This window comes from Streptomyces sp. NPDC058052, from assembly GCF_042885515.1.
GTDB lineage: Bacteria > Actinomycetota > Actinomycetes > Streptomycetales > Streptomycetaceae > Streptomyces.
This window is the reverse complement of sequence record NZ_JBHVRX010000051.1, coordinates 23,738-42,514: the sequence shown is the minus strand read 5'-3', so window position 1 is coordinate 42,514 and position 18,777 is coordinate 23,738. Positions and strand designations below refer to the sequence as shown.

The window sequence follows — 18,777 nt, the reverse complement described above, 5'->3', positions numbered from 1 at the left end:
GCGCCGGCCCCCTCCCCGTGTCCGCTCCGGGTGTTCCCGGTCCGTCCGGTCTACGGCTCGCGGTGGAGCTTGGTGTTGGACGCCTGGGCGCGGGGGCGGACGACCAGGAGGTCGATGTTGACGTGCGGGGGGCGGGTGCAGGCCCAGGTGATGGTGTCGGCGACGTCGTCGGCGGTGAGGGGCTCGGCGACGCCCGCGTAGACCTTGGCGGCGCGGTCGGTGTCGCCGCGGAAGCGGGTGGTGGCGAACTCCTCGGTCTTGACCAGGCCGGGGGCGACCTCGACGACGCGGACCGGGGTGCCGACGATCTCCAGGCGGAGGGTCTCGGCGAGGACGCGGGCGCCGTTCTTGGCGGCGACGTAGCCGGCGCCGCCCTCGTAGGTGCTGTGGCCCGCGGTGGAGGAGAGGACGACGACCGTGCCGTCGCCGCTCGCGGTGAGCGCGGGCAGGAGGGCCTGCGTCATGTGGAGGGTGCCGAGGACGTTGACGTCGTACATGCGGCGCCAGTCCTCGGGGTCGCCGGTGGCGACGGGGTCGAGGCCGAGGGCGCCGCCGGCGTTGTTGACGAGGACGGCGAGGGAGCGGAAGGCGGTGGCGAACTCGTCGACGGCGGCGCGGTCGGTGACGTCGAGGGCGTACGCGGTGGCCTGGTGGCCGGCCTCGGTGATCTCGGCGGCGAGGGCCTCGATGCGGTCCTTGCGCCGGGCGGTGAGGACCACGCGGTAGCCGGCGGCGGCCAGCTGCCGGGCCGTGGCGGCGCCGATGCCGCTGCTCGCTCCGGTGATGACGGCGATGGGGGCGGACATGGCGGAGGCTCCTCGCACAGGTGGTCGGTCGGTGTGGTGGCCAGGATAGGCGGCGGTCAGCGGCCGCGGGGGGCGTACATGATCACGGCCATGCCCGCGAGGCAGACGAGGGCGCCGGCGACGTCCCAGCGGTCGGGGCGGTAGCCGTCGGCGACCATGCCCCAGGCGAGCGAGCCGGCGACGAAGACGCCTCCGTAGGCGGCGAGGACGCGGCCGAACTCGGCGTCGGGCTGGAGGGTGGCGACGAAGCCGTAGAGGCCGAGGGCGAGGACGCCGCCACCGATCCAGATCCAGCCGCGGTGCTCGCGGACGCCCTGCCAGACGAGCCAGGCCCCGCCGATCTCGAAGAGGGCGGCGACGACGAAGAGGGAGACGGAGCGGGCGATCTGCATGGCGGCAGGGTGGCACGGCCGGGGGTCGGGTGCCGCGCGCCGGGTGGGTGCGGGGGTTCGTGGGCCGCGTGCCCGGTGGGTGCGGGGGACGCGGCCCACGAGGGGCAGGGGACACGCGCGGCTGATGGATTGTCAGAGGATCGGATGATATCTGGGTATTTTTGGCGTATGCGTGTGATCTCTAAGAGTGTGCTCGGGGCCGCGCTCGCGGCGCTCGTGGTGCTGGGTGCCGGGACGACGGCCGGGGCGGCCGGCGGAGTGGGCGGCGGGGGTGGCGGGACGGTCGGGGCCGAGGCGGATCTCGCCCACCACGGCCATGTGTCCCTGTGGGACGGACGGATCGGGGTGTGGCTGGTGACGGAGAACCACGGTCCGTCCGACGTCGCGGAGGCCACCGTCCGGCTGGCCTTCTCCGTGCCCATGGCGGGCGGCCAGGAGCTGCCGCCGGGCTGCCTGTGGAGCAGTGCCCGGGTGGTGTCCTGCCGGACGGGTGCGCTGCCGGACGGTGGTGCGGCGGGCGAGCTGGCGCTGGATCTGCGGACGGCGGGCCGGCCGCAGGAGCTGACGGTGGACGTGAGCACGGCCTGGCGGGCCGGCGGGGCCGACCGGAACTCCGTCAACGACCGGCACCGGGTGCTGGTCCTCGCGACGGGGGACCTGTACGTCTTCTGATCGGGCCGGAGCGGTCACCGGGTGGTCCGGAGCACGTAGCCGTCGGGGCGGACGAGGACCGTGGTGCGGCGGGCGGGGTCCGTCCAGGTGGCCCGGACGACACGGGCGGCGGTGGTCGGGGAGAGGGGCGGCAGCGCCGGTGCGGCGCCCTCGGGGGCGATGAGGACGAACTCGCCCGCGCGCAGCAGCGCGTGCAGCCGGCCCTCGCGGAGCCGTACGTCGGGCGCGCGGCGGCCGGAGGCGCGGCCGCCGCCCGGGACGGGGGCGTAGGCGATGCCGAGGCCGCTGATCATGCCGAGGGCCTTGGCGGAGGCCGGGCGGAGGGTGTTGAGGGCGGTCGTGGCCAGGGCTCGCAGGGCGCGGGTGACGGGGGTGTGGGCCATGGCGAGGCGGATGAGGGCGCCGCTGCTGCGCAGGACCATGGCGCCGACCGGGTGGCGCTCGGTCTGGTAGCTGTCGAGGAGGGCCTCGGGGTCGGGGGCGTCGCCGCGGTGGACGGCGACAAGCTTCCACGAGAGGTTGGCGGCGTCCTGGAGGCCGGTGTTCATGCCCTGGCCGCCGGCGGGGGAGTGGACGTGGGCCGCGTCGCCGGCGAGGAAGACGCGGCCGACGCGGTAGGCGGGGACCTGGCGCTCGTCGCTGTGGAAGCGGGAGATCCAGCGGGCGTCGTGCATGCCGTGGTCGGTGCCGAGGGCGCGCCGGGCGAGGGAGCGGACCTCGTCGAGGTCGACGGGCTCGTCGTCGGGGACCTGGCGGGTGCGGTCCCAGCCCATGACGCGGTACCAGCCGTCGCCGAAGGGGGCGATGAAGGCGAAGGCGCCTCCCGAGCCGTTGACGGTGAGGGATCCGGCGGGTTCGTCGGTGAGCCGGACGTCGGCGAGGACGATCGAGCGGATGACGCTGGTGCCGGGGAAGGGGAGGCCGAGGGCGGTGCGGACGGTGCTGCGGTGGCCGTCGGTGCCGACGAGGTGGCGGGCGCGGAGGGCGAGAGGGGTGCCGTCGGGGCCGGTGAGCTCGGCGGTGACGCCGTCGGCGTCCTGGTGGAGGGAGCCCAGAACGGTGTCGTGGCGGAAGGTGACGCCGGCGTCGATCGCGCGCTGTTCGAGGAGGCGCTCCACCTCGTACTGGGGGGTGATGAGGAGGTGGTCGAAGCGGGAGGGGAGGCGGCGGAGGTCGAGGGAGAGGTTGCCGAAGAGCCGCATCCGGGTGAGGGGGGTGCCGGTGGTCTCCAGGGCGTCGGCGAGGCCGCGGGTGTCGAGCAGTTCGAGGGTGCGGGCGTGCACGCCGAAGGCGCGGGTGAGGTTGGAGCGGCCGGCCGGGCGGCGCTCGACGAGGGTGACGTCGAGGCCGGCCGCGGCGAGGTCGCCGGCGAGCAGGAGCCCGGTGGGTCCGGCGCCGACGACGATGACGTCGGTGTCGGTGGTGGGGGTGGCGCCGTCGGTGGTGCGGTGGTCGGTGGTGCTCATGGCTGGCCTCCGATCGGTCAACGCTTGTTGGCCTACGCTTGTTGGCAACGGTAGGGCGCCTCGCGTGGCGTGTCAACACCTGTTGGCCTACAGTTGTGGGCATGACGACCGCACGCCGCTCCGACGCCACCCGGGCCGCGATCCTGGAGGCCGCCCGCGAGCGCTTCGCCGCCGACGGGTACGAGCGCGCCACGATCAGGGCCATCGCCCGCGACGCCGGGATCGACCCCTCGATGGTCATGCGCTACTACGGCAACAAGGAGGGGCTGTTCGCCGCCGCCTCCGAGATCGACCTGGCCCTGCCCGCCCTGGGCGCGCTGCCCTCCCGGCACATCGGGGCCGTGCTCGTGAACCACTTCCTCGACCGCTGGGAGCGGGACGACGTGCTCACCGGGCTGCTCAGGGTCGGCGTCACCAACGACGCGGGCGCCGCCCGCATGCAGGCGATCTTCGAGGCGCAGCTGGGCCCCGTCGCCCTCGGCGTCTGCCCGAGGCCCGCGGAGGCCCCGGCACGGGCCGCGCTCGTCGCCTCCCAGATCCTCGGCATGGCGCTCGCCCGCTACGTGCTCCGCCTGCCGCCGGCCGCCGGGATGAGCCGGGACGAGCTGGTGGCCTGGCTCGCGCCGACCGTCCAGCGCTACCTCACCGCCGAGACCCCCTGAGCCGGGGGTACGGCGTCACGAGGCGGCGGCGCCGAACTCGCGTACCGCCTCGTCGACGATCGCCTCCAGGCGGGCGTGGTGCGCGCCCCGCCAGTAGACCCGCTCGCACTCCTGGCACGACGCGAAGACGTCGTACGTCTTCTCGGTGCCCCGCTCCAGGCGCTCGCGCACCTCGTCCTTGCCGGTGTCCGTCAGGACGCCGTTGCAGGCGGTGCAGCGGGTCCAGGGCGCCAGCCGGGGCGCGAAACGCTCCAGGACGTCACGGAGCTGGTCGTCGGGCCGGTCGCTGTACACGTACGCGCCCGCCCACAGCTCGCGGCGGCGCAGCAGCCCCCGGTCGCGGGAGAGCATGACCCGCCGCTCCCGCGCGGAGAGCGCGGCGAGCGCCGGGTCGCCGATGTCCTCGTTCTCGTACGTGGCGTCCACGCCCAGCAGCCGCAGCCGCCGGGCCAGCGTGCCCAGGTGCACGTCGAGCAGGAACCGGAGGGGCGCGCCGGGCACCGGCTGCGGGCGGGCGACGTCCTCGACCTCGACGCTCTCGCCGGCCGCCGGCACGTGCGCGGGCGCCACCGGGCGGCCGTCGACCAGGAGCCGGCCGGCCTCGGTGAGCGGGACGCCGAGGGACTCGACGACATGGCCCAGCGAGGAGACGCCGTCGGTCGTCACGGCCGTGCGCCCCGAGCGCCGCTCGGCGGCGACGAAGACGGCCAGGCCGGGGGCGAAACTGATCTGGATCTCCGGTCCGTTCACGGGGACAGGATCGCACCGGCCCCTGACAGCGGGCCAGGCATTTCCCGGCCCCGGCGCGGTGCGGGGCGCGGCTGGGCTACCGTCCCGGCATGAAGATCATCGACCTCGAGCCCGGAGACCCCCGTCTGGAGAGCGATCTCCTGCCGGTCCTCGTCGAGCTGCGCCCGCACCTCACCCCCGCCCTCTTCCAGGACGTGTACGCGCGCGGGCACGCGCAGGGCCTGCGCTTCTCCGCCGCCTACGGCGACGACGGCCGGTGCGTCGGCGCGGCCGGCTGGCGGCTCGTCTTCAACACCAGCTCGCTCGGCCAGCTGTACGTCGACGACCTGGTGACCGCCTCCGCCGTCCGCTCCACCGGCGTCGGCCACGCGCTCATCGCCCACCTGGAGGAGCACGCCCGCGCGGCCGGATGCCACGAGCTGAACCTCGACTCCGGCACCCACCGCACCGGCGCCCACCGCTTCTACCTGCGCGAGCGCTTCGACATCGTGGCCTTCCACTTCGTGCGGCCGCTCACCGACCCGCGGTAGGCCCCAGGTCGAGCCGCCAGTCGTTGCACCGCATCGGGCGGCCCGGCGGGTACTCGAAGTCCTGCTCGCCGAGCAGCTCGAACCCCGCCTTGCGGCACACCGCGTTCGACGCGGCGTTCTCCACCGAGGGGAAGGCGTGCAGAGGGCGGTGGAGGCCCGCGGCCCGGGCCCGCTCCGCCACCGCGCGCGTGGCCAGGGTCGCGACGCCGCGGCCCTGGAAGCCCGGCAGGACCGCCCAGCCCGTCTCGTACACCGCCTCGCCGTGCCAGGTGCTCGTCCAGAAGCCGATGCTGCCCGCGACGCGCTCCTCGGGCAGCAGCACGATCCGGAACATCCGGCCCGCGCCCGTGGTGTCGGCGCTCAGGTCCACGTACCGCCGGTGGCGGTGGACCAGCTGCTCCTCGGTCTCCGGCCCGCCGAGGTGCTCCATCAGCTCCGGCGCGTTCAGCGCCCGCAGCAGTCCGGCGTCCTCCTCGGACCAGGCTTCGAGGCGCACGGACGTCGCGGCGGTCGGAGGGGTCCTGCCGGGCTGCTCGTTCATGCGCGCACCGTATGTCACGGCGCCGACAACGCCCGGGCGTACGCGGTCGGGGAGAGGCCGACCGTGGCGGTGAAGTCGCGGACGAGGTGGGCCTGGTCGCTGTAGCCGAGCTCGGCCGCGAGGTCCGCCCAGTCCGGCGCCGCGCCCTCCTCCGCGCGCTCCAGGGCCTCGTGGAGGCGGTAGCGCAGGATGACCCACTTCGGGCCGACGCCGACGTGGGAGGCGAAGAGCCGCTGGAGGGAGCGGGCCGACAGGCCCGACATGCGGGCGAGCCGGCCCACCCGCAGGACCGTGCGGTCGGACCGGACCAGTTCCACCAGCTCCGTCGCCCGGACGGCGGCGGGGTCCGGGGCGGGCCCGCGGGCGAGGAGGAAGGCGTCGAGCGCCGCCACGCGCGCGTGGTCGTCGCCGGGCGAGAGGACGGCGGACAGCACGGCCCCGTCCGTGGTCCCGCCGCCGGGCTCCCGGACGTCCGGGAACGTCTCGTGCAGCGGGACCCGCCGGCCCGTCCAGACCGAGACGGGCCGCGCCGGGGCGAAGGGGCGGAAGCCGCCGGGCCGGAACTGCACCCCGCAGACCCGGCCCTCCCCTTCGAGCCGCTTGGTGAAGAGCCCCGGCCCGATCCCGGAGACCTCGGCCTCCGAGCGGGCGGCCGCGGCACCGGCGCCGAGCGGGCCGTACCGCTGGAAGACGACGTTCACCGACGGGTGCGGGACGACGTGGGTGGTGTACGGCTCCGGCAGCGCCCAGTCGATCAGCCAGTAGTGCTCCAGGTACGGGCGCAGCTCCGGGGCCGGGAGGTGCCGGCGGAAGCGGACCCGGGAGAGCAGCTCGGCGGCGGCGACGATGCCCCGGGTGTCCCGGCGCGGGGCGGGGTCGGGCATGCCCCGATCCTAGGCCGGTCCGGAGCGCGTGGCACGGCCCCGGGAGGGCCGCCGGGCGCTGCCGGGGAGTCCGCGAGCCGCGCTGCCGGGGAGGACGGGTGCCGCACTGCCGGGGAGGCCGTGAGCGGGGGCCGACCTCTGGCCCGAGCTGCCCCTACGGGGCGGGATCCGGGGCGGGTCGGGGGCCGTGGCGCGTTTCTTCAAGACCGGGCCGGGGAGTTCTCCTAGCGTCGGGGCCATGACGTACGACGACACGCACCACGGCACCGACGGCACCTCCGCTCGCACCGACGAGTCGCACCTTGCCTTCGAGAAGACAGAAGCCTCCCTCGGCGTCCTGCTCCGCGCCGCCTCCGACCGGGCCGTCCCCCTGGTCGCGGGCACGGACGACGCCTCGCTCGGCGCGCCCACGCCCTGCGCCGAGTACGACGTCCGCGCCCTGCTGAACCACCTGTTCTCGGTGGTCGTGAACTTCCAGGCGCTCGCGGCCAAGGAGGCGGCCGACTTCTCCGCGACCCCGGACCGGCTCGCGGAGCCGGAATGGCGGGAGTGCTTCGCGGCGGAGACCGGGAAGCTGGTCGACGCGTGGGCGGCGCCGGGGGCCGAGGAGGGGACGTCGGGGGCGATGGGGCTGCCGGCCCGGACGGTCGGGGCGATGGTGCTGCTCGATCTCACCGTGCACGCGTGGGACCTGGCGCGGGCGACCGGGCGGGAGTTCGAGCCCGCCCCGGAGGTGGTGGCCGGGCTGGTGGACGAGGTGGAACGGATGGCGCCGATGGCCCGGAAGATGAACGTCTTCGGGGACGCCGTCGAGCTGCCGGCCGGCGCGAGCGTCTTCGAGCGGCTGCTCGCCACGACGGGCCGCGACCCGCGCGTCCGGCCGGCGGGCTGACGGAAAGGGCGGGCCGGCGGGCAGGAAGGCAGGCGGGCCGGCGGGCAGGCGGGCCGGCGGGCTGACGTCCCCGGGCGGGCGCCGGACCGTCCGGTGGGGGTGCTCGTCAGCGCAGGCGGCCGGTGGAGGTCAGGGAGAGGCGGGAGACGACCTGGCCGAAGGCGCGCTCCTCGGCGGGGGTCAGCTCCACCGACTCCTGCGGGTGCCAGACGCGGTCCATCGGCGTCAGCGCGCGGATCCGGCGGGCGCGGGCGCGCAGGCCCGTCGCCAGCCACACGCCCGTGGCGACCGCGAGCACGGCGAAGAGGGTGAGGACACGGGGGTCGGAGAACTGGCCGGGGACGGTCATGACGTTCACTCCAGGGCGCAAGGGCCCGCGCGGCGCACGCACCGGCAGGCGGCGTGCGGGCACGGGGGCACAGACGATTCCTTCTGCTTCCTCCCGACCTGTTCAGTTAACACCACCCTGGGGGACTTTCGGCAGGGGGGTCCGGGACCAAAGTCCCGGACGGCGAGGGGCGGGCGGCGCGTTCGGGGAGGCCCTCTTGTGCCGGACGGGGAACCGTTCGAAGGTGGCGGCGGAGGCATATGTCCGGCCGGGAGGGAGCAGCCGCATGTCCGGAACGGGTGCGTACGGATGGGGTTTCACGGACGACAGAGGGGTGGAGGTGGGGGCGCCGGACAGGCCGGCGCGGGTGGTCGCCTACGTGCGGGCCGGGGCCGCCCTGCTCGACCTGGGGGTGACGCCGGTGGCGGTGTACGGCTCCGGGCACGACGCGGCGGAGGCGGACCCCGCGAAGGACGGCGGGCTGGCGGCGGCCGGGGTGCCGTACCTCGGGCCGGGGCGGGGGCTGGACGAGGAGCGGCTGCGGGAGCTGCGGCCGGATCTGGTGGTGGACGTCACGTACGACGGGAAGAGCCCGTACGCCGTGGACGAGGAGCTCGCCGGGCGGGCGGGGGTGCCGCTGGCGGCGCTCTCGGTCGGCAACGACCTGACCCTGCCGGCGATCATCGGCCGCTTCGGGGAGCTGGGGGCGGCGCTCGGCGCCCCGGACGCCGGACCGGGCGCCGGGGGACTGGCGGAGGCGGAGGAGGCGGTGCGGGCGGCCGCGGTGGCGGCGGGGGCCGGGGCCGGGGTGCTGGCGCTCTCCGGGGGCGGTCCCGAGCAGGTCTACCTGGCGCGCCCGGGGGCCTGGCCGGAGCTGGCGCGGCTCGCCGGGCTGGGCGTCCGGCTGATCGACCCGGGGCCGGGGCCCGGCGCGAACTGGCTGACCACGGGGTGGGAGGGGGCCCTCGATCTCGCCCCCGCGCTGGTCCTCTACGACAGCAGGGCCCACGCCACCCGGCCCGACGGCCCGGAGCGGCTGCCGGCCGGCGCGCGGCTGGTGCCGTGGAACCCGGAGATCCCGCCGAGCCCGGCCGCGTACGCCCGCTTCTTCCGCACCCTGGCGGAGGCCCTCACGGCCTGAGCCGTGCCCTTCGGGTCAGATCGTGAGGCGGGAGCGGAGGGAGGCGGCGAACTCCTCGGCGCGGGCGAGCTGGACGCGGAGGTCGGCGACGCGCGCGGCGGCGGCCTCCTCGTAGCGGCGGACGCGGGTCACCAGGACCTCGCGTTCGGCCGGTTCGAGTTCGCCGTCCGTGCCGGGGAGGTCGGCGGCGAGGCGGTCGGCCGAGGTGAGGAGTTCGCGGGTCTCGTCGAGGCCGAAGCCCAGCGGCTGCATGCGGCGGATCACCATCAGCCGGGCCACGTCGGCGTCGGTGTAGAGCGGGAAGCCGCCCGGAGAGGCGGCCGAGGGGACGACGAGTCCGCAGTCCTCGTACTGCCGGATGGTGCGCAGGGGGAGTTCGGTGCGGGCGGCGACCTCGGAGATCTGCATGGGCTCGCCGGTGGCGGCGCGGGCTCCGGGCATCCGGGCGGCGGACGCCCGTGCTCCCGTCGGTCCGGTCGCTCCGGATACGCCGGTCGCTCCAGTCACTCCGGTCACGTCAGGTCCTCCTCGTACGGCGCCTCTGTGAACCAACCTCCACGCATTACATCCGATTCGTCCTAATTTCATGCGCTATGACGGTCGGAAACGCGGAGAGAGCAGCCGTCAGGGCCAGACCAGGCAGTACGGCTGGTGGCCGGCCTCGTGGAGGCGGACGGAGAAGTCCTGCCACTCGTGGAGCAGCTGGTAGACGTCGAACGCGTCGCGCGGGCCGCCGCGGTCGGGGACGGTGGACCAGATGAAGGCGGCGGCGCCGACCGACTCCTCGCCGATCGCGCGCAGGGGGTCGACCACGGTCGTGGGGAGCTTCACCACGGCGTAGTCGGGATGCAGGACGACCAGTTCCAGCGGGGGGACCTTGTGGAGCGGCAGGCCCTGGATGCCGGTGAGGACCATCGCCGCTATCGTCTCGGGCTTGATCTTGGAGAACATGCCGCCCATGCCCAGCTCGTCGCCGCCGAGCTCCTCCGGGCGCATCGAGATCGGGACGCGGGCCGCCGTGGCGCCGTCGGGCGCGCCGAAGTACTTGTACGTCACCGCCAAGCTGCGGCCTCCGAGGGGCGGGTCCGCCGCCGGCTGCTCGGGGGACGCGCGATTGTCCGGCGCGGACGGGTCCTCGGCCCGCCGCCGCCGGTGCCTCCCCCGCCGGACAGGCTCCGGACCCAGGTCGTCCGTCCCCTCGCCCGGCCCGCCACCGCGATGCATATCTCCACCCGACTGCTGTTTCTCGGCAACACGACCCCGCCGCGCAACCCGATCATCGTGTCAGTGACCTCCCCCGCGTTCCTGCGGTGAAACACCTGTCCGCAAGAATCGCCGCGGCCTCTGACACCATGGAACGCGTGAGCCAACCCCATGAGGTCCCTGCCGCCACAGTTTCGCAGACGCGGAGGCAGGCCACCCCGGCGTGATGCACAGGGTGCCCACACCGTCCCTCCGTACCAGACGTCGTACTCGCAGGTCAGGATCACTGTGTCGTATTCATACGAAGCCCCAGTCTCACAGACGCTTTTCGACCGCGCGTCCCTTGTGACGCCCGGCGGCGTGAACTCACCGGTGCGGGCCTTCCGGGCTGTGGGCGGTACGCCCCGGTTCATGGTGTCCGGCACCGGTCCGTACCTCACGGATGCGGACGGTCGCGAGTATGTCGACCTCGTCTGCTCCTGGGGACCGATGATTCTCGGCCACGCTCACCCCGAGGTGACCGCCGCCGTGCAGGCCGCGGTGGCCCGCGGTACCTCCTTCGGCACGCCCGGTGAGGGCGAGGTGGCGCTCGCCGAGGAGATCGTGGCCCGCGTGGAGCCGGTCGAGCAGGTGCGCCTGGTCTCCTCCGGCACCGAGGCGACGATGTCGGCGATCCGGCTCGCCCGCGGTTTCACCGGCCGCGCGAAGGTCGTCAAGTTCGCCGGCTGCTACCACGGGCACGTGGACGCGCTGCTCGCCGCCGCCGGCTCCGGCGTCGCCACCCTCGGGCTGCCCGACACGCCCGGCGTGACCGGCGCGCAGGCCGGCGACACGATCGTGCTGCCGTACAACGACCTGGAGGCCGTGCGGGCCGCGTTCGCCGCGCACCCGGGCGAGATCGCCTGTGTCATCACCGAGGCGTCGCCCGGCAACATGGGCGTCGTCCCGCCGCTGCCCGGCTTCAACCAGGGGCTCGCGGACGTGTGCCGGGAGAACGGCGCGCTGTACATCTCCGACGAGGTCATGACCGGCTTCCGGACGAGCCGCGCCGGCTGGTACGGCGTGGACGGCGTCCGGCCCGACCTGCTGACCTTCGGCAAGGTCATGGGCGGCGGCTTCCCGGCCGCGGCCTTCGGCGGCCGTGCCGACGTCATGGGCCACCTCGCCCCGGCGGGCCCCGTCTACCAGGCGGGCACCCTCTCCGGCAATCCGATCGCCACCGCCGCCGGCCTCGCGCAGCTGCGGCTGCTCGACGACGCCGCGTACGAGAAGGTGAACGCGGTCTCGAAGGAGATCCAGGGCCTGGTCACGGACGCGCTCGGCAAGGAGGGCGTGGCGCACCGGCTGCAGACCGCGTCCAACATGTTCTCGGTCTTCTTCACCGCCGACGAGGTGCGGAACTACGACGAGGCGAAGCGGCAGGAAGCCTTCCGCTTCAACGCCTTCTTCCACTCGATGCTGGCCGACGGGGTCTACCTGCCGCCGTCCGCCTTCGAGTCGTGGTTCGTCTCGGCCGCGCACGACGAGCGCGCCGTCGAGCGGATCGCCGCCGCGCTGCCGGCCGCCGCCCGTGCCGCCGCGGAGGCGACGGCATGAGCGACGACGTGAGGGACCCGGAGGACATCACCGTCGTCCACCTGATGCGCCACGGCGAGGTCCACAACCCGGACGGCGTGCTGTACGGGCGCCGGGCCGGCTACCACCTCTCCGAGCTGGGCCGGAAGATGGCGGACCGGGTGGCGGAGTCGCTGGCCGAGCGGGACGTCACCCACGTCGTCGCCTCGCCGCTGGAGCGGGCGCAGGAGACGGCCGCGCCGATCGCCAAGTCGCACGGCCTGGACCTGGCCACCGACGCGCGGCTGATCGAGGCGGCGAACGTCTTCGAGGGCAAGACCTTCGGCGTCGGCGACGGGGCGCTGCGCCGTCCGGCGAACTGGAAGCACCTCACCAACCCGTTCCAGCCGTCCTGGGGCGAGCCGTACATCGAGCAGGTCGTGCGGATGATGGGGGCGCTGGACGCGGCGAAGGACGCGGCGCGGGGTCACGAGGCGGTGCTGGTCAGCCACCAGCTGCCGATCTGGATCGTGCGGTCCTTCGTGGAGCGGCGGCGGCTGTGGCACGACCCGCGGCGCCGGCAGTGCACGCTGGCCTCGCTCACCTCGTTCACGTACCAGGGCGACAAGATCGTCTCGGTCGGGTACAGCGAGCCGGCGATCGATCTGGTGCCGGTGCACCTGCGGGCCGGCGCCAAGCCGGTGAAGGGCAAGCAGAAGGCGTTCGGGGCGTAGCGCCGGACCCTCGGTGGCCCGCGCCCCCTGGACAGGGGCAGGCTTGACGGGACATCGTCAGGGCGGTCGGAGAGAGGTTTCTCTCCGACCGCCCTGAAATTTTTGTGCTATTTGCCGGAACCTCCGCGTTCCTCCCTGCATCTCACTCATTGTCGGTTTGGATGATGTTTTGCGTCAGAGCGTGAATGGGGATGTCATGCGCGGGTTCAGTCGAAGGAGCCTTCTGGGGGCGGGAGTCGGGGCCGCCGCGGCCCTGGGGATCGCCGGGTGCAGCGACAAGGGGCAGGGCGGCCCGGGCCAGTCCGGACCGGACAAGGGGGGTGCCCCCTCGACCGGAGGGGAACCCACCACCCCGGCCCCGACCAAGGACGCCGTCCGCCTCATCGGCGACGGCTCCACCGCGGACACCGGCAAGCAGCCGCACCAGCCCGACACCCCCGTCCCGCTCGAACCGGGCCAGACCCCGCCGCAGTTCGTGGTCTTCTCCTGGGACGGCGCCGGCGAGGTCGGCAACGGCCTCTTCCCGCGCTTCCTCGAACTCGCCAGGAACCACGACGCGGCGATGACCTTCTTCCTCTCCGGGATCTACCTCCTCCCCGAGTCGAAGAAGAACCTCTACCGCCCGCCGAACAACCGCGTCGGCGCCTCCGACATCGGCTACCTCACCGACGAGCACATCAAGGACACGCTCAAGCACGTCCGCCAGGCGTGGCTCGACGGGCACGAGATCGGCACCCACTTCAACGGGCACTTCTGCGGCGGCTCCGGCTCCGTCGGCAACTGGACCCCGGCGCAGTGGCAGAGCGAGATCGACCAGGCGACGAAGTTCGTCACCGAGTGGAAGACGAACAGCGGCTGGACCGACCTCGACCCGCTGCCCTTCGACTACTCCAAGGAGCTCGTCGGCGGCCGCACCCCCTGCCTCCTCGGCCAGGACAACCTGCTGCCCACCGCCAAGCGCCTCGGCTGGCGCTACGACGCCAGCTCGCCCGGCGGCCGCCAGACCTGGCCCGTCAAGCGCAAGGGGATCTGGGACTTCCCGCTCCAGGCCGTGCCCTTCCCCGGGCACTCCTTCGAAGTCCTCTCCATGGACTACAACATGCTCGCCAACCAGTCGAAGAACTCGACCAAGGGCATGCCCTCCCGCTATCCCGGCTGGCGCAAGCAGGCCACCGACGCGCTGGTCGGCGGCTTCACCCGCGCGTACGAGTCGAACCGCGCGCCCTTCTTCGTCGGCAACCACTTCGAGCAGTGGAACGGCGGCATCTACATGGACGCCGTCGAGGACGCGCTGAAGGCGATGGCCGGGAAGAAGGACGTCCGGCTGGTGTCGTTCCGCCAGTTCACCGACTGGATGGACGTCCAGGACCCCCGTATCCTCGACCGCCTGCGCGGCCTCGACGTCGGCCAGAAGCCGGCCGGCGGATGGCGCACCTATCTCACGCCCGCTTAGGCGATCTTGACAAGGGGCGTTCCGGGCACGTAGGGGGGTGCCCAAGATCCCCCAAACGCCCATGCGAAACTTTTCACATGAGCCTTAGCCGTGGCCTCCACCGTGCCCCCCGACGCGCCCTCGTCGCCGTCGGCGTGCTGTCCGCCGCCCTCGCGCTCTCCGCCTGCGGCGACGACAACGGCGTCACCGGCGGCGGCGACACCAACTTCGTCACCAGCAAGGGCGGCATCTCCACCGCCCCCAAGGGCGAGCGCGCCGGCATCAACCAGATCGCCGGCGAGACGCTGGAGGGCGAGAAGCTCGACGTCGCCGACCTCAAGGGCAAGGTCGTCGTCCTCAACGTCTGGGGCTCCTGGTGCGGCCCCTGCCGTGCCGAGGCCCCCCACTTCACCAAGGTCGCCAACGACCTCAAGGGCGAGGACGTGGCCTTCGTCGGCCTCAACACCCGCGACGCCAACAAGCAGCAGGCGCTCGCCTTCGAGGCCGACTACAAGGTCCCCTACCCGAGCCTCTACGACCGGGACGGCAAGCTGATCCTCTTCGGCTTCCCCAAGGGCACCCTCAGCCCCCAGGGCATCCCCTCCACCGTCGTCCTCGACAAGGAGGGCAAGATCGCCGCCCGCGCGGTCATGGCCATCGACGAGACCAAGCTGCGGTCCATGATCGACCCGCTCCTCAAGGAGAAGTGAGCCGGTGAACGAGACCGTCACCAGCGGAGCCCTCCTGCTCGCCTTCCCGGTCGCCCTCCTGGCCGGCCTGGTCTCCTTCTTCTCCCCCTGCGTGCTCCCGCTCGTCCCCGGCTACCTCAGCTACGTCACCGGCGTCTCCGGCACCGACCTCGCCGACAGCCGCCGCGGCCGGATGACCGCCGGAGCCCTCCTCTTCGTCGCCGGCTTCACCGCCGTCTTCGTCTCCGGCGGCGCGCTCTTCGGCTTCTTCGGCGCCACGCTCCAGGAGTACAGCTCCACGCTGAGCACCCTCCTCGGGGTCTTCATGATCCTCATGGGGCTCTTCTTCGCCGGCCTGATGCCCTGGTTCACCCAGCGCGAGTTCCGCTTCCACCGCAAGCCCGTCGCCGGCCTCCTCGGCGCACCCGTCCTCGGCGCCCTCTTCGGCATCGGCTGGACCCCGTGCATCGGCCCGACGCTCGCCTCGGTCAACGCGCTCGCCCTCGACCAGGCCAGTGCCGGACGCGGGGCCATACTGGCCCTCGCCTACTGTCTCGGCCTCGGCGTCCCCTTCGTCCTCGCCGCCATCGCCTTCCGCAAGGCGCTCGGCGCGTTCGCCTGGGTCAAGAAGCACTACGTGTGGGTCATGCGGGTCGGCGGCGGCATGATGATCCTCACCGGCGTCCTCCTCCTCACAGGGGTCTGGGACAGCATGGTCTCCACGATGCAGGGCTGGTCCAGCGGTTTCACGGTGGGAATCTGATGAGCACGACCGACACGACGGACACGAACCCCGCGGCGGGCGGCGACGAGGCCGCGGGCGCGGACCTCTCCACCGCGCCCCGGGAGGAGACCCTCGGCGGCCCCACCCTCGGGGTCGTCGGCTGGATCCGCTGGTTCTGGCGCCAGCTCACCTCCATGCGGGTGGCGCTGATCCTGCTCTTCCTGCTCTCCCTCGGCGCCGTGCCCGGCTCCCTCATCCCGCAGTCCAGCGCGGACGAGATGAAGGTCGCCGCCTTCAAGGCGGCGCACGAGACCCTCACCCCGCTCTACGAGAAGCTCCAGCTCTTCGACGTCTACAGCTCGGTGTGGTTCTCCGCGATCTACATCCTGCTCTTCGTCTCCCTCATCGGCTGCATCGTCCCGCGCACCTGGCAGTTCGTCGGCCAGCTCCGCGGCCTGCCGCCGGCCGCCCCCAAGCGGCTCACCCGCCTTCCCGCGTACGCCACCTGGCGCACCGCGGCCGGCCCGGAGGAGGTCCACGAGGCGGCCCTCGCCGTCCTCAAGGGCCGTCGCTTCCGCGTCCGTACGGCCGGTGACGCGGTCGCCGCCGAGAAGGGCTACCTCCGCGAGGCCGGCAACCTGGTCTTCCACATCGCGCTGATCGTGATGCTGGTGGCCTTCGCCTGGGGCCAGCTCTTCAAGTCCGAGGGCGGCAAGCTCGTCGTCGAGGGCGACGGCTTCTCCAACACGCTCACCCAGTACGACGACTTCAAGTCCGGATCCCAGTTCGGCATCGACGAGCTGGAGCCGTTCAGCTTCACCCTGGACAGCTTCACCGGCACGTACGAGACGAGCGGCCCGCAGCTGGGCACCCCCCGCACCTTCGAGGCGGCCGTCACCTACGTCGAGGCCGGCGGCAAGGACAAGAAGGCGATCGTCCGGGTCAACGAGCCGCTGAAGATCGGCGACTCCAAGGTCTACCTGATCGCCCACGGCTACGCGCCCGTCGTCACCGTCAAGGACCGCGACGGCAAGGTCGTCTTCAAGGGCGCCGTCCCGCTGCTGCCGATCGACAACAACATCACCTCCACCGGCGCGATCAAGGTGATGGACGGCTACCGCGACAAGAACGGCGACAAGCAGCAGCTCGGCTTCAAGGCGTTCTTCGTGCCCACCTTCGCGGGCGCCGGCAACGGCAACATGTTCTCCCAGTTCCCGGGCCTCGCCGACCCCGTGATGGCCCTCACCGGCTACCACGGCAGCCTGGGCGTCGACTCCGGCCTGCCGCAGAACGTGTACCAGCTGGACACGACCGACATGGAGCAGTTCAAGGTCGACGGAGGCACCGGAGTCGCCAAGCGCCTGGCGCCCGGCCAGACCATGACGCTGCCCGACGGCGCCGGCTCGATCACCTTCGAGAAGGAGATCAAGGAATGGGCGAGCTTCCAGGTCTCCCAGCAGCCGGGCAACGGCCTCGCGCTCACCGGCGCCGTCGCCGCGATCGCCGGACTCACCGGCTCGCTCTTCATCCAGCGGCGCCGGATCTGGGTCCGCGCCGTCCGCGGTGAGGACGGCGTGACCGTCGTCGAGATGGCGGGCCTCGGCCGCAGCGAGTCCGCCAAGCTGCCCGAGGAGCTCTCCGACCTCGCGGTCGCGCTCACCGCCACGGCGCCGCCGGCGCCCGAACCTGCCGACGCAGAAGCATCAGAAGGGGTCGAGAAGTGATCCTCGCCGCCGAGACCAACGAGGGCCTGGCGACGCTCAGCAACGAGCTCGTCTACGCCTCCATGGCCGTCTACACCCTGGCGTTCCTCGCCCACATCGCCGAGTGGGTGTTCGGCAGTCGCAGCAAGGTCGGCCGCACCGCCGCCGCGCTCACCGGGGCGAAGGGCGCGGCCGCGTCCGCCGCCGTGCCGGTGCAGGTCAAGGGGGCCGGTGGCACCACCGTCCTGGACCGGCCGAAGGTCGTCACCCGCTCCGCCGCCGGCACCCGTGACGTCCCCGACGGCCCCGGCGCCGCCGGCGGCACCGTCAAGGGCGACCTGTACGGCCGGATCGCCGTCTCGCTCACCGTCCTCGCCTTCGCCCTGGAGGCGGCCGGCGTGGTCTCCCGGGCGATCGCCGTGCAGCGTGCCCCCTGGGGCAACATGTACGAGTTCTCCACCACCTTCTCCACGGTGGCGGTCGGCACCTACCTCGGCTTCCTGGTCGCCAAGAAGAACGTCCGCTGGATCGGCCTCCCGCTGGTGACCACGGTCCTGCTCGACCTGGGCCTCGCCACCACCTGGCTGTACACCGAGAGCGACCAGCTGGTCCCGGCCCTCGACTCGTACTGGCTGTGGATCCACGTCTCCACCGCGATCTTCTGCGGCGCCGTCTTCTACCTCGGCGCCGTCGCCACCCTGCTGTACCTCTTCCGCGACTCGTACGAGAACAAGCTCGCGAACGGCGGGGAGCCCGGGGCCTTCGCCCGCTCCGTCCTGGAGCGGCTGCCCTCCGCGGCCTCCCTCGACAAGTTCTCCTACCGCGTCAACGCCGCCGTCTTCCCGCTGTGGACCTTCACGATCATCGCGGGCGCCATCTGGGCCGGCGACGCCTGGGGCCGCTACTGGGGCTGGGACGCCAAGGAGGTCTGGTCCTTCATCACGTGGGTCGGGTACGCCGCCTACCTGCACGCCCGGGCCACGGCCGGCTGGAAGGGCCGCAAGGCCGCGTACATCGCGCTCATCGCCTTCGGCTGCTTCCTCTTCAACTACTACGGCGTGAACATCTTCGTCACCAGCAAGCACTCCTACGCCGGCGTCTGAGCTGGCACGGCCTCCCTCGGGGGGCCACGCTGGAGGTATGAGCGACATACCCCGGGGCAGGAGCGAGACCCACGACGGCGACACGCACCTGCTGCGGTACGCGATCGAGCTGCCGCACCCGCAGGCGGTGGTGTGGGCCATGGTCGCCTCGCCGGAGGGACTGCCGTCCTGGCTGTGCGCGGCGGACCCGCTGGAGCCGAGGCTCGGCGGACGGGTCACGCTCCGCTGGCTCAACGGCGACACCGAGGTCTCGGGGCGGGTCACCGCCTGGGACCCGGACCACGTGGCCGAGTACACGGTCGGCGCCCCGCACGGACGGATCCGGTTCCATCTGGAACAGGCCGACGGCGGGGCGTCGACCGTGCTGCGTTTCACCAACGAGATGCGCGGCGACCGGCAGCTGCTCCTCGACTGCCTGGCCGGCTGGCACGACCACTTCGAGCGGCTGCGGGACGCGCTGGACGGCCGGCCGACGGACTGGCGGCAGTGGACCACCGGACGCTGGAACGAGCTGCGGGAGCTGTACGAGCAGGACGCGGCGCCCTGGCCGAAATGGGTCCCCTAGGTCTGT

22 protein-coding genes are annotated in these 18,777 nt (G+C 73.2%); 13 read left to right on the top strand and 9 right to left on the bottom strand.

Annotation, left to right across the window (positions count from 1 at the left end; translation table 11 throughout):
• Positions 1-50: 50 nt before the first annotated feature.
• On the bottom strand, positions 51-806 hold the full coding sequence (locus tag ACFVU3_RS37995) for an SDR family NAD(P)-dependent oxidoreductase (protein WP_390073351.1): 756 nt from the start codon (positions 804-806) through the stop codon (positions 51-53).
• A 56-nt stretch (positions 807-862) separates the two neighbouring features.
• Positions 863-1,198 carry a YnfA family protein gene (locus ACFVU3_RS37990; RefSeq protein ID WP_390073350.1) on the bottom strand — a complete coding sequence of 112 codons (336 nt, stop codon included), beginning with the start codon at positions 1,196-1,198 and terminating at the stop codon, positions 863-865.
• A 168-nt stretch (positions 1,199-1,366) separates the two neighbouring features.
• On the opposite strand from ACFVU3_RS37990, the gene ACFVU3_RS37985 reads away from it, so the two are divergent.
• Positions 1,367-1,870: a hypothetical protein gene (locus tag ACFVU3_RS37985; RefSeq protein WP_390073349.1), complete on the top strand. Its 504-nt coding sequence runs from the start codon at positions 1,367-1,369 to the stop codon at positions 1,868-1,870.
• Between the two features lie 14 nt (positions 1,871-1,884).
• On the opposite strand, the gene ACFVU3_RS37980 is transcribed toward ACFVU3_RS37985, so the two are convergent.
• Positions 1,885-3,336 carry an FAD-dependent oxidoreductase gene (locus ACFVU3_RS37980; RefSeq protein ID WP_390073348.1) on the bottom strand — a complete coding sequence of 484 codons (1,452 nt, stop codon included), beginning with the start codon at positions 3,334-3,336 and terminating at the stop codon, positions 1,885-1,887.
• Between the two features lie 101 nt (positions 3,337-3,437).
• On the opposite strand from ACFVU3_RS37980, the gene ACFVU3_RS37975 reads away from it, so the two are divergent.
• Positions 3,438-3,998: a TetR family transcriptional regulator gene (locus tag ACFVU3_RS37975; protein WP_390073347.1), complete on the top strand. Its 561-nt coding sequence runs from the start codon at positions 3,438-3,440 to the stop codon at positions 3,996-3,998.
• A 15-nt stretch (positions 3,999-4,013) separates the two neighbouring features.
• Here ACFVU3_RS37975 and ACFVU3_RS37970 read toward each other — a convergent pair whose 3' ends face one another.
• Positions 4,014-4,748: a Mut7-C RNAse domain-containing protein gene (locus tag ACFVU3_RS37970; protein ID WP_390073346.1), complete on the bottom strand. Its 735-nt coding sequence runs from the start codon at positions 4,746-4,748 to the stop codon at positions 4,014-4,016.
• 89 nt (positions 4,749-4,837) lie between these two features.
• Between ACFVU3_RS37970 and ACFVU3_RS37965 the strand changes: the two genes are divergently transcribed.
• Positions 4,838-5,278 carry a GNAT family N-acetyltransferase gene (locus ACFVU3_RS37965; RefSeq protein ID WP_390073345.1) on the top strand — a complete coding sequence of 147 codons (441 nt, stop codon included), beginning with the start codon at positions 4,838-4,840 and terminating at the stop codon, positions 5,276-5,278.
• Here the strand turns inward: ACFVU3_RS37965 and ACFVU3_RS37960 are convergent.
• Positions 5,262-5,819, bottom strand: a complete 558-nt coding sequence (locus tag ACFVU3_RS37960) for a GNAT family N-acetyltransferase (protein ID WP_390073344.1) — start codon at positions 5,817-5,819, stop codon at positions 5,262-5,264. The two genes, ACFVU3_RS37965 and ACFVU3_RS37960, sit on opposite strands and share 17 nt — an antisense overlap.
• A 14-nt stretch (positions 5,820-5,833) precedes the next feature.
• Positions 5,834-6,703, bottom strand: a complete 870-nt coding sequence (locus ACFVU3_RS37955) for a DUF6597 domain-containing transcriptional factor (RefSeq protein ID WP_390073343.1) — start codon at positions 6,701-6,703, stop codon at positions 5,834-5,836.
• A 238-nt stretch (positions 6,704-6,941) separates the two neighbouring features.
• Between ACFVU3_RS37955 and ACFVU3_RS37950 the strand changes: the two genes are divergently transcribed.
• Positions 6,942-7,595 (top strand): TIGR03086 family metal-binding protein, encoded by a 654-nt coding sequence (locus tag ACFVU3_RS37950; RefSeq protein ID WP_390073342.1) that lies wholly within the window; start codon positions 6,942-6,944, stop codon positions 7,593-7,595.
• A gap of 106 nt (positions 7,596-7,701) precedes the next feature.
• Here the strand turns inward: ACFVU3_RS37950 and ACFVU3_RS37945 are convergent, their stop codons facing one another.
• Positions 7,702-7,944 carry a hypothetical protein gene (locus tag ACFVU3_RS37945; protein WP_390073341.1) on the bottom strand — a complete coding sequence of 81 codons (243 nt, stop codon included), beginning with the start codon at positions 7,942-7,944 and terminating at the stop codon, positions 7,702-7,704.
• A gap of 265 nt (positions 7,945-8,209) precedes the next feature.
• On the opposite strand from ACFVU3_RS37945, the gene ACFVU3_RS37940 reads away from it, so the two are divergent.
• Positions 8,210-9,064: an ABC transporter substrate-binding protein gene (locus tag ACFVU3_RS37940; protein WP_390073340.1), complete on the top strand. Its 855-nt coding sequence runs from the start codon at positions 8,210-8,212 to the stop codon at positions 9,062-9,064.
• Positions 9,065-9,079: 15 nt separating this feature from the next.
• Here ACFVU3_RS37940 and ACFVU3_RS37935 read toward each other — a convergent pair whose 3' ends face one another.
• A complete protein-coding gene (locus ACFVU3_RS37935; protein WP_390073355.1) occupies positions 9,080-9,505 on the bottom strand; it encodes a MerR family transcriptional regulator in 426 nt (141 codons plus the stop codon).
• Between the two features lie 183 nt (positions 9,506-9,688).
• Complete coding sequence (locus tag ACFVU3_RS37930; protein WP_390073339.1) at positions 9,689-10,288, bottom strand: hypothetical protein; 600 nt, start codon at positions 10,286-10,288, stop codon at positions 9,689-9,691.
• A gap of 267 nt (positions 10,289-10,555) precedes the next feature.
• Between ACFVU3_RS37930 and hemL the strand changes: the two genes are divergently transcribed.
• The 8 genes from hemL to ACFVU3_RS37890 all read left to right on the top strand — a co-directional run bounded on the left by hemL (position 10,556) and on the right by ACFVU3_RS37890 (position 18,771).
• On the top strand, positions 10,556-11,863 hold the full coding sequence (hemL, locus tag ACFVU3_RS37925) for a glutamate-1-semialdehyde 2,1-aminomutase (protein ID WP_390073338.1): 1,308 nt from the start codon (positions 10,556-10,558) through the stop codon (positions 11,861-11,863).
• A complete protein-coding gene (locus ACFVU3_RS37920; protein ID WP_390073337.1) occupies positions 11,860-12,555 on the top strand; it encodes a histidine phosphatase family protein in 696 nt (231 codons plus the stop codon). The genes hemL and ACFVU3_RS37920 overlap by 4 nt, the downstream gene beginning before the upstream one ends.
• Before the next feature lie 196 nt (positions 12,556-12,751).
• A complete protein-coding gene (locus tag ACFVU3_RS37915) occupies positions 12,752-14,008 on the top strand; it encodes a hypothetical protein (RefSeq protein ID WP_390073336.1) in 1,257 nt (418 codons plus the stop codon).
• Positions 14,009-14,085: 77 nt separating this feature from the next.
• Positions 14,086-14,697 (top strand): TlpA family protein disulfide reductase, encoded by a 612-nt coding sequence (locus tag ACFVU3_RS37910; protein ID WP_390073335.1) that lies wholly within the window; start codon positions 14,086-14,088, stop codon positions 14,695-14,697.
• Between the two features lie 4 nt (positions 14,698-14,701).
• Positions 14,702-15,439, top strand: a complete 738-nt coding sequence (locus tag ACFVU3_RS37905; protein WP_390073334.1) for a cytochrome c biogenesis CcdA family protein — start codon at positions 14,702-14,704, stop codon at positions 15,437-15,439.
• On the top strand, positions 15,439-17,124 hold the full coding sequence (locus ACFVU3_RS37900) for a cytochrome c biogenesis protein ResB (protein WP_390073333.1): 1,686 nt from the start codon (positions 15,439-15,441) through the stop codon (positions 17,122-17,124). The genes ACFVU3_RS37905 and ACFVU3_RS37900 overlap by 1 nt, the downstream gene beginning before the upstream one ends.
• Positions 17,121-18,206, top strand: a complete 1,086-nt coding sequence (ccsB, locus tag ACFVU3_RS37895) for a c-type cytochrome biogenesis protein CcsB (RefSeq protein ID WP_390073332.1) — start codon at positions 17,121-17,123, stop codon at positions 18,204-18,206. The genes ACFVU3_RS37900 and ccsB overlap by 4 nt, the downstream gene beginning before the upstream one ends.
• A 37-nt stretch (positions 18,207-18,243) precedes the next feature.
• The gene (locus ACFVU3_RS37890; RefSeq protein ID WP_390073331.1) at positions 18,244-18,771 is read left to right on the top strand and encodes an SRPBCC domain-containing protein; all 528 of its coding nucleotides are present in this window, start codon (positions 18,244-18,246) and stop codon (positions 18,769-18,771) included.
• Positions 18,772-18,777: the final 6 nt, after the last annotated feature.

Bases quoted from the DNA above. Each gene is read 5' to 3' on its own strand.
- ACFVU3_RS37920 (WP_390073337.1), top strand. From the start codon at position 11,860: ATGAGCGACGACGTGAGGGACCCGGAGGACATCACCGTCGTCCACCTG.
- ACFVU3_RS37890 (WP_390073331.1), top strand. From the start codon at position 18,244: ATGAGCGACATACCCCGGGGCAGGAGCGAGACCCACGACGGCGACACG.
- ACFVU3_RS37945 (WP_390073341.1), bottom strand. From the start codon at position 7,944: ATGACCGTCCCCGGCCAGTTCTCCGACCCCCGTGTCCTCACCCTCTTC.
- ACFVU3_RS37995 (WP_390073351.1), bottom strand. From the start codon at position 806: ATGTCCGCCCCCATCGCCGTCATCACCGGAGCGAGCAGCGGCATCGGC.
- ACFVU3_RS37950 (WP_390073342.1), top strand. From the start codon at position 6,942: ATGACGTACGACGACACGCACCACGGCACCGACGGCACCTCCGCTCGC.
- ACFVU3_RS37960 (WP_390073344.1), bottom strand. From the start codon at position 5,819: ATGAACGAGCAGCCCGGCAGGACCCCTCCGACCGCCGCGACGTCCGTG.
- ACFVU3_RS37965 (WP_390073345.1), top strand. From the start codon at position 4,838: ATGAAGATCATCGACCTCGAGCCCGGAGACCCCCGTCTGGAGAGCGAT.
- ACFVU3_RS37985 (WP_390073349.1), top strand. From the start codon at position 1,367: ATGCGTGTGATCTCTAAGAGTGTGCTCGGGGCCGCGCTCGCGGCGCTC.
- ACFVU3_RS37930 (WP_390073339.1), bottom strand. From the start codon at position 10,288: ATGCATCGCGGTGGCGGGCCGGGCGAGGGGACGGACGACCTGGGTCCG.
- ACFVU3_RS37990 (WP_390073350.1), bottom strand. From the start codon at position 1,198: ATGCAGATCGCCCGCTCCGTCTCCCTCTTCGTCGTCGCCGCCCTCTTC.
- ACFVU3_RS37980 (WP_390073348.1), bottom strand. From the start codon at position 3,336: ATGAGCACCACCGACCACCGCACCACCGACGGCGCCACCCCCACCACC.
- ACFVU3_RS37935 (WP_390073355.1), bottom strand. From the start codon at position 9,505: ATGCCCGGAGCCCGCGCCGCCACCGGCGAGCCCATGCAGATCTCCGAG.
- ACFVU3_RS37955 (WP_390073343.1), bottom strand. From the start codon at position 6,703: ATGCCCGACCCCGCCCCGCGCCGGGACACCCGGGGCATCGTCGCCGCC.
- ACFVU3_RS37915 (WP_390073336.1), top strand. From the start codon at position 12,752: ATGCGCGGGTTCAGTCGAAGGAGCCTTCTGGGGGCGGGAGTCGGGGCC.
- ACFVU3_RS37900 (WP_390073333.1), top strand. From the start codon at position 15,439: ATGAGCACGACCGACACGACGGACACGAACCCCGCGGCGGGCGGCGAC.
- ACFVU3_RS37940 (WP_390073340.1), top strand. From the start codon at position 8,210: ATGTCCGGAACGGGTGCGTACGGATGGGGTTTCACGGACGACAGAGGG.
- ACFVU3_RS37975 (WP_390073347.1), top strand. From the start codon at position 3,438: ATGACGACCGCACGCCGCTCCGACGCCACCCGGGCCGCGATCCTGGAG.
- ACFVU3_RS37910 (WP_390073335.1), top strand. From the start codon at position 14,086: ATGAGCCTTAGCCGTGGCCTCCACCGTGCCCCCCGACGCGCCCTCGTC.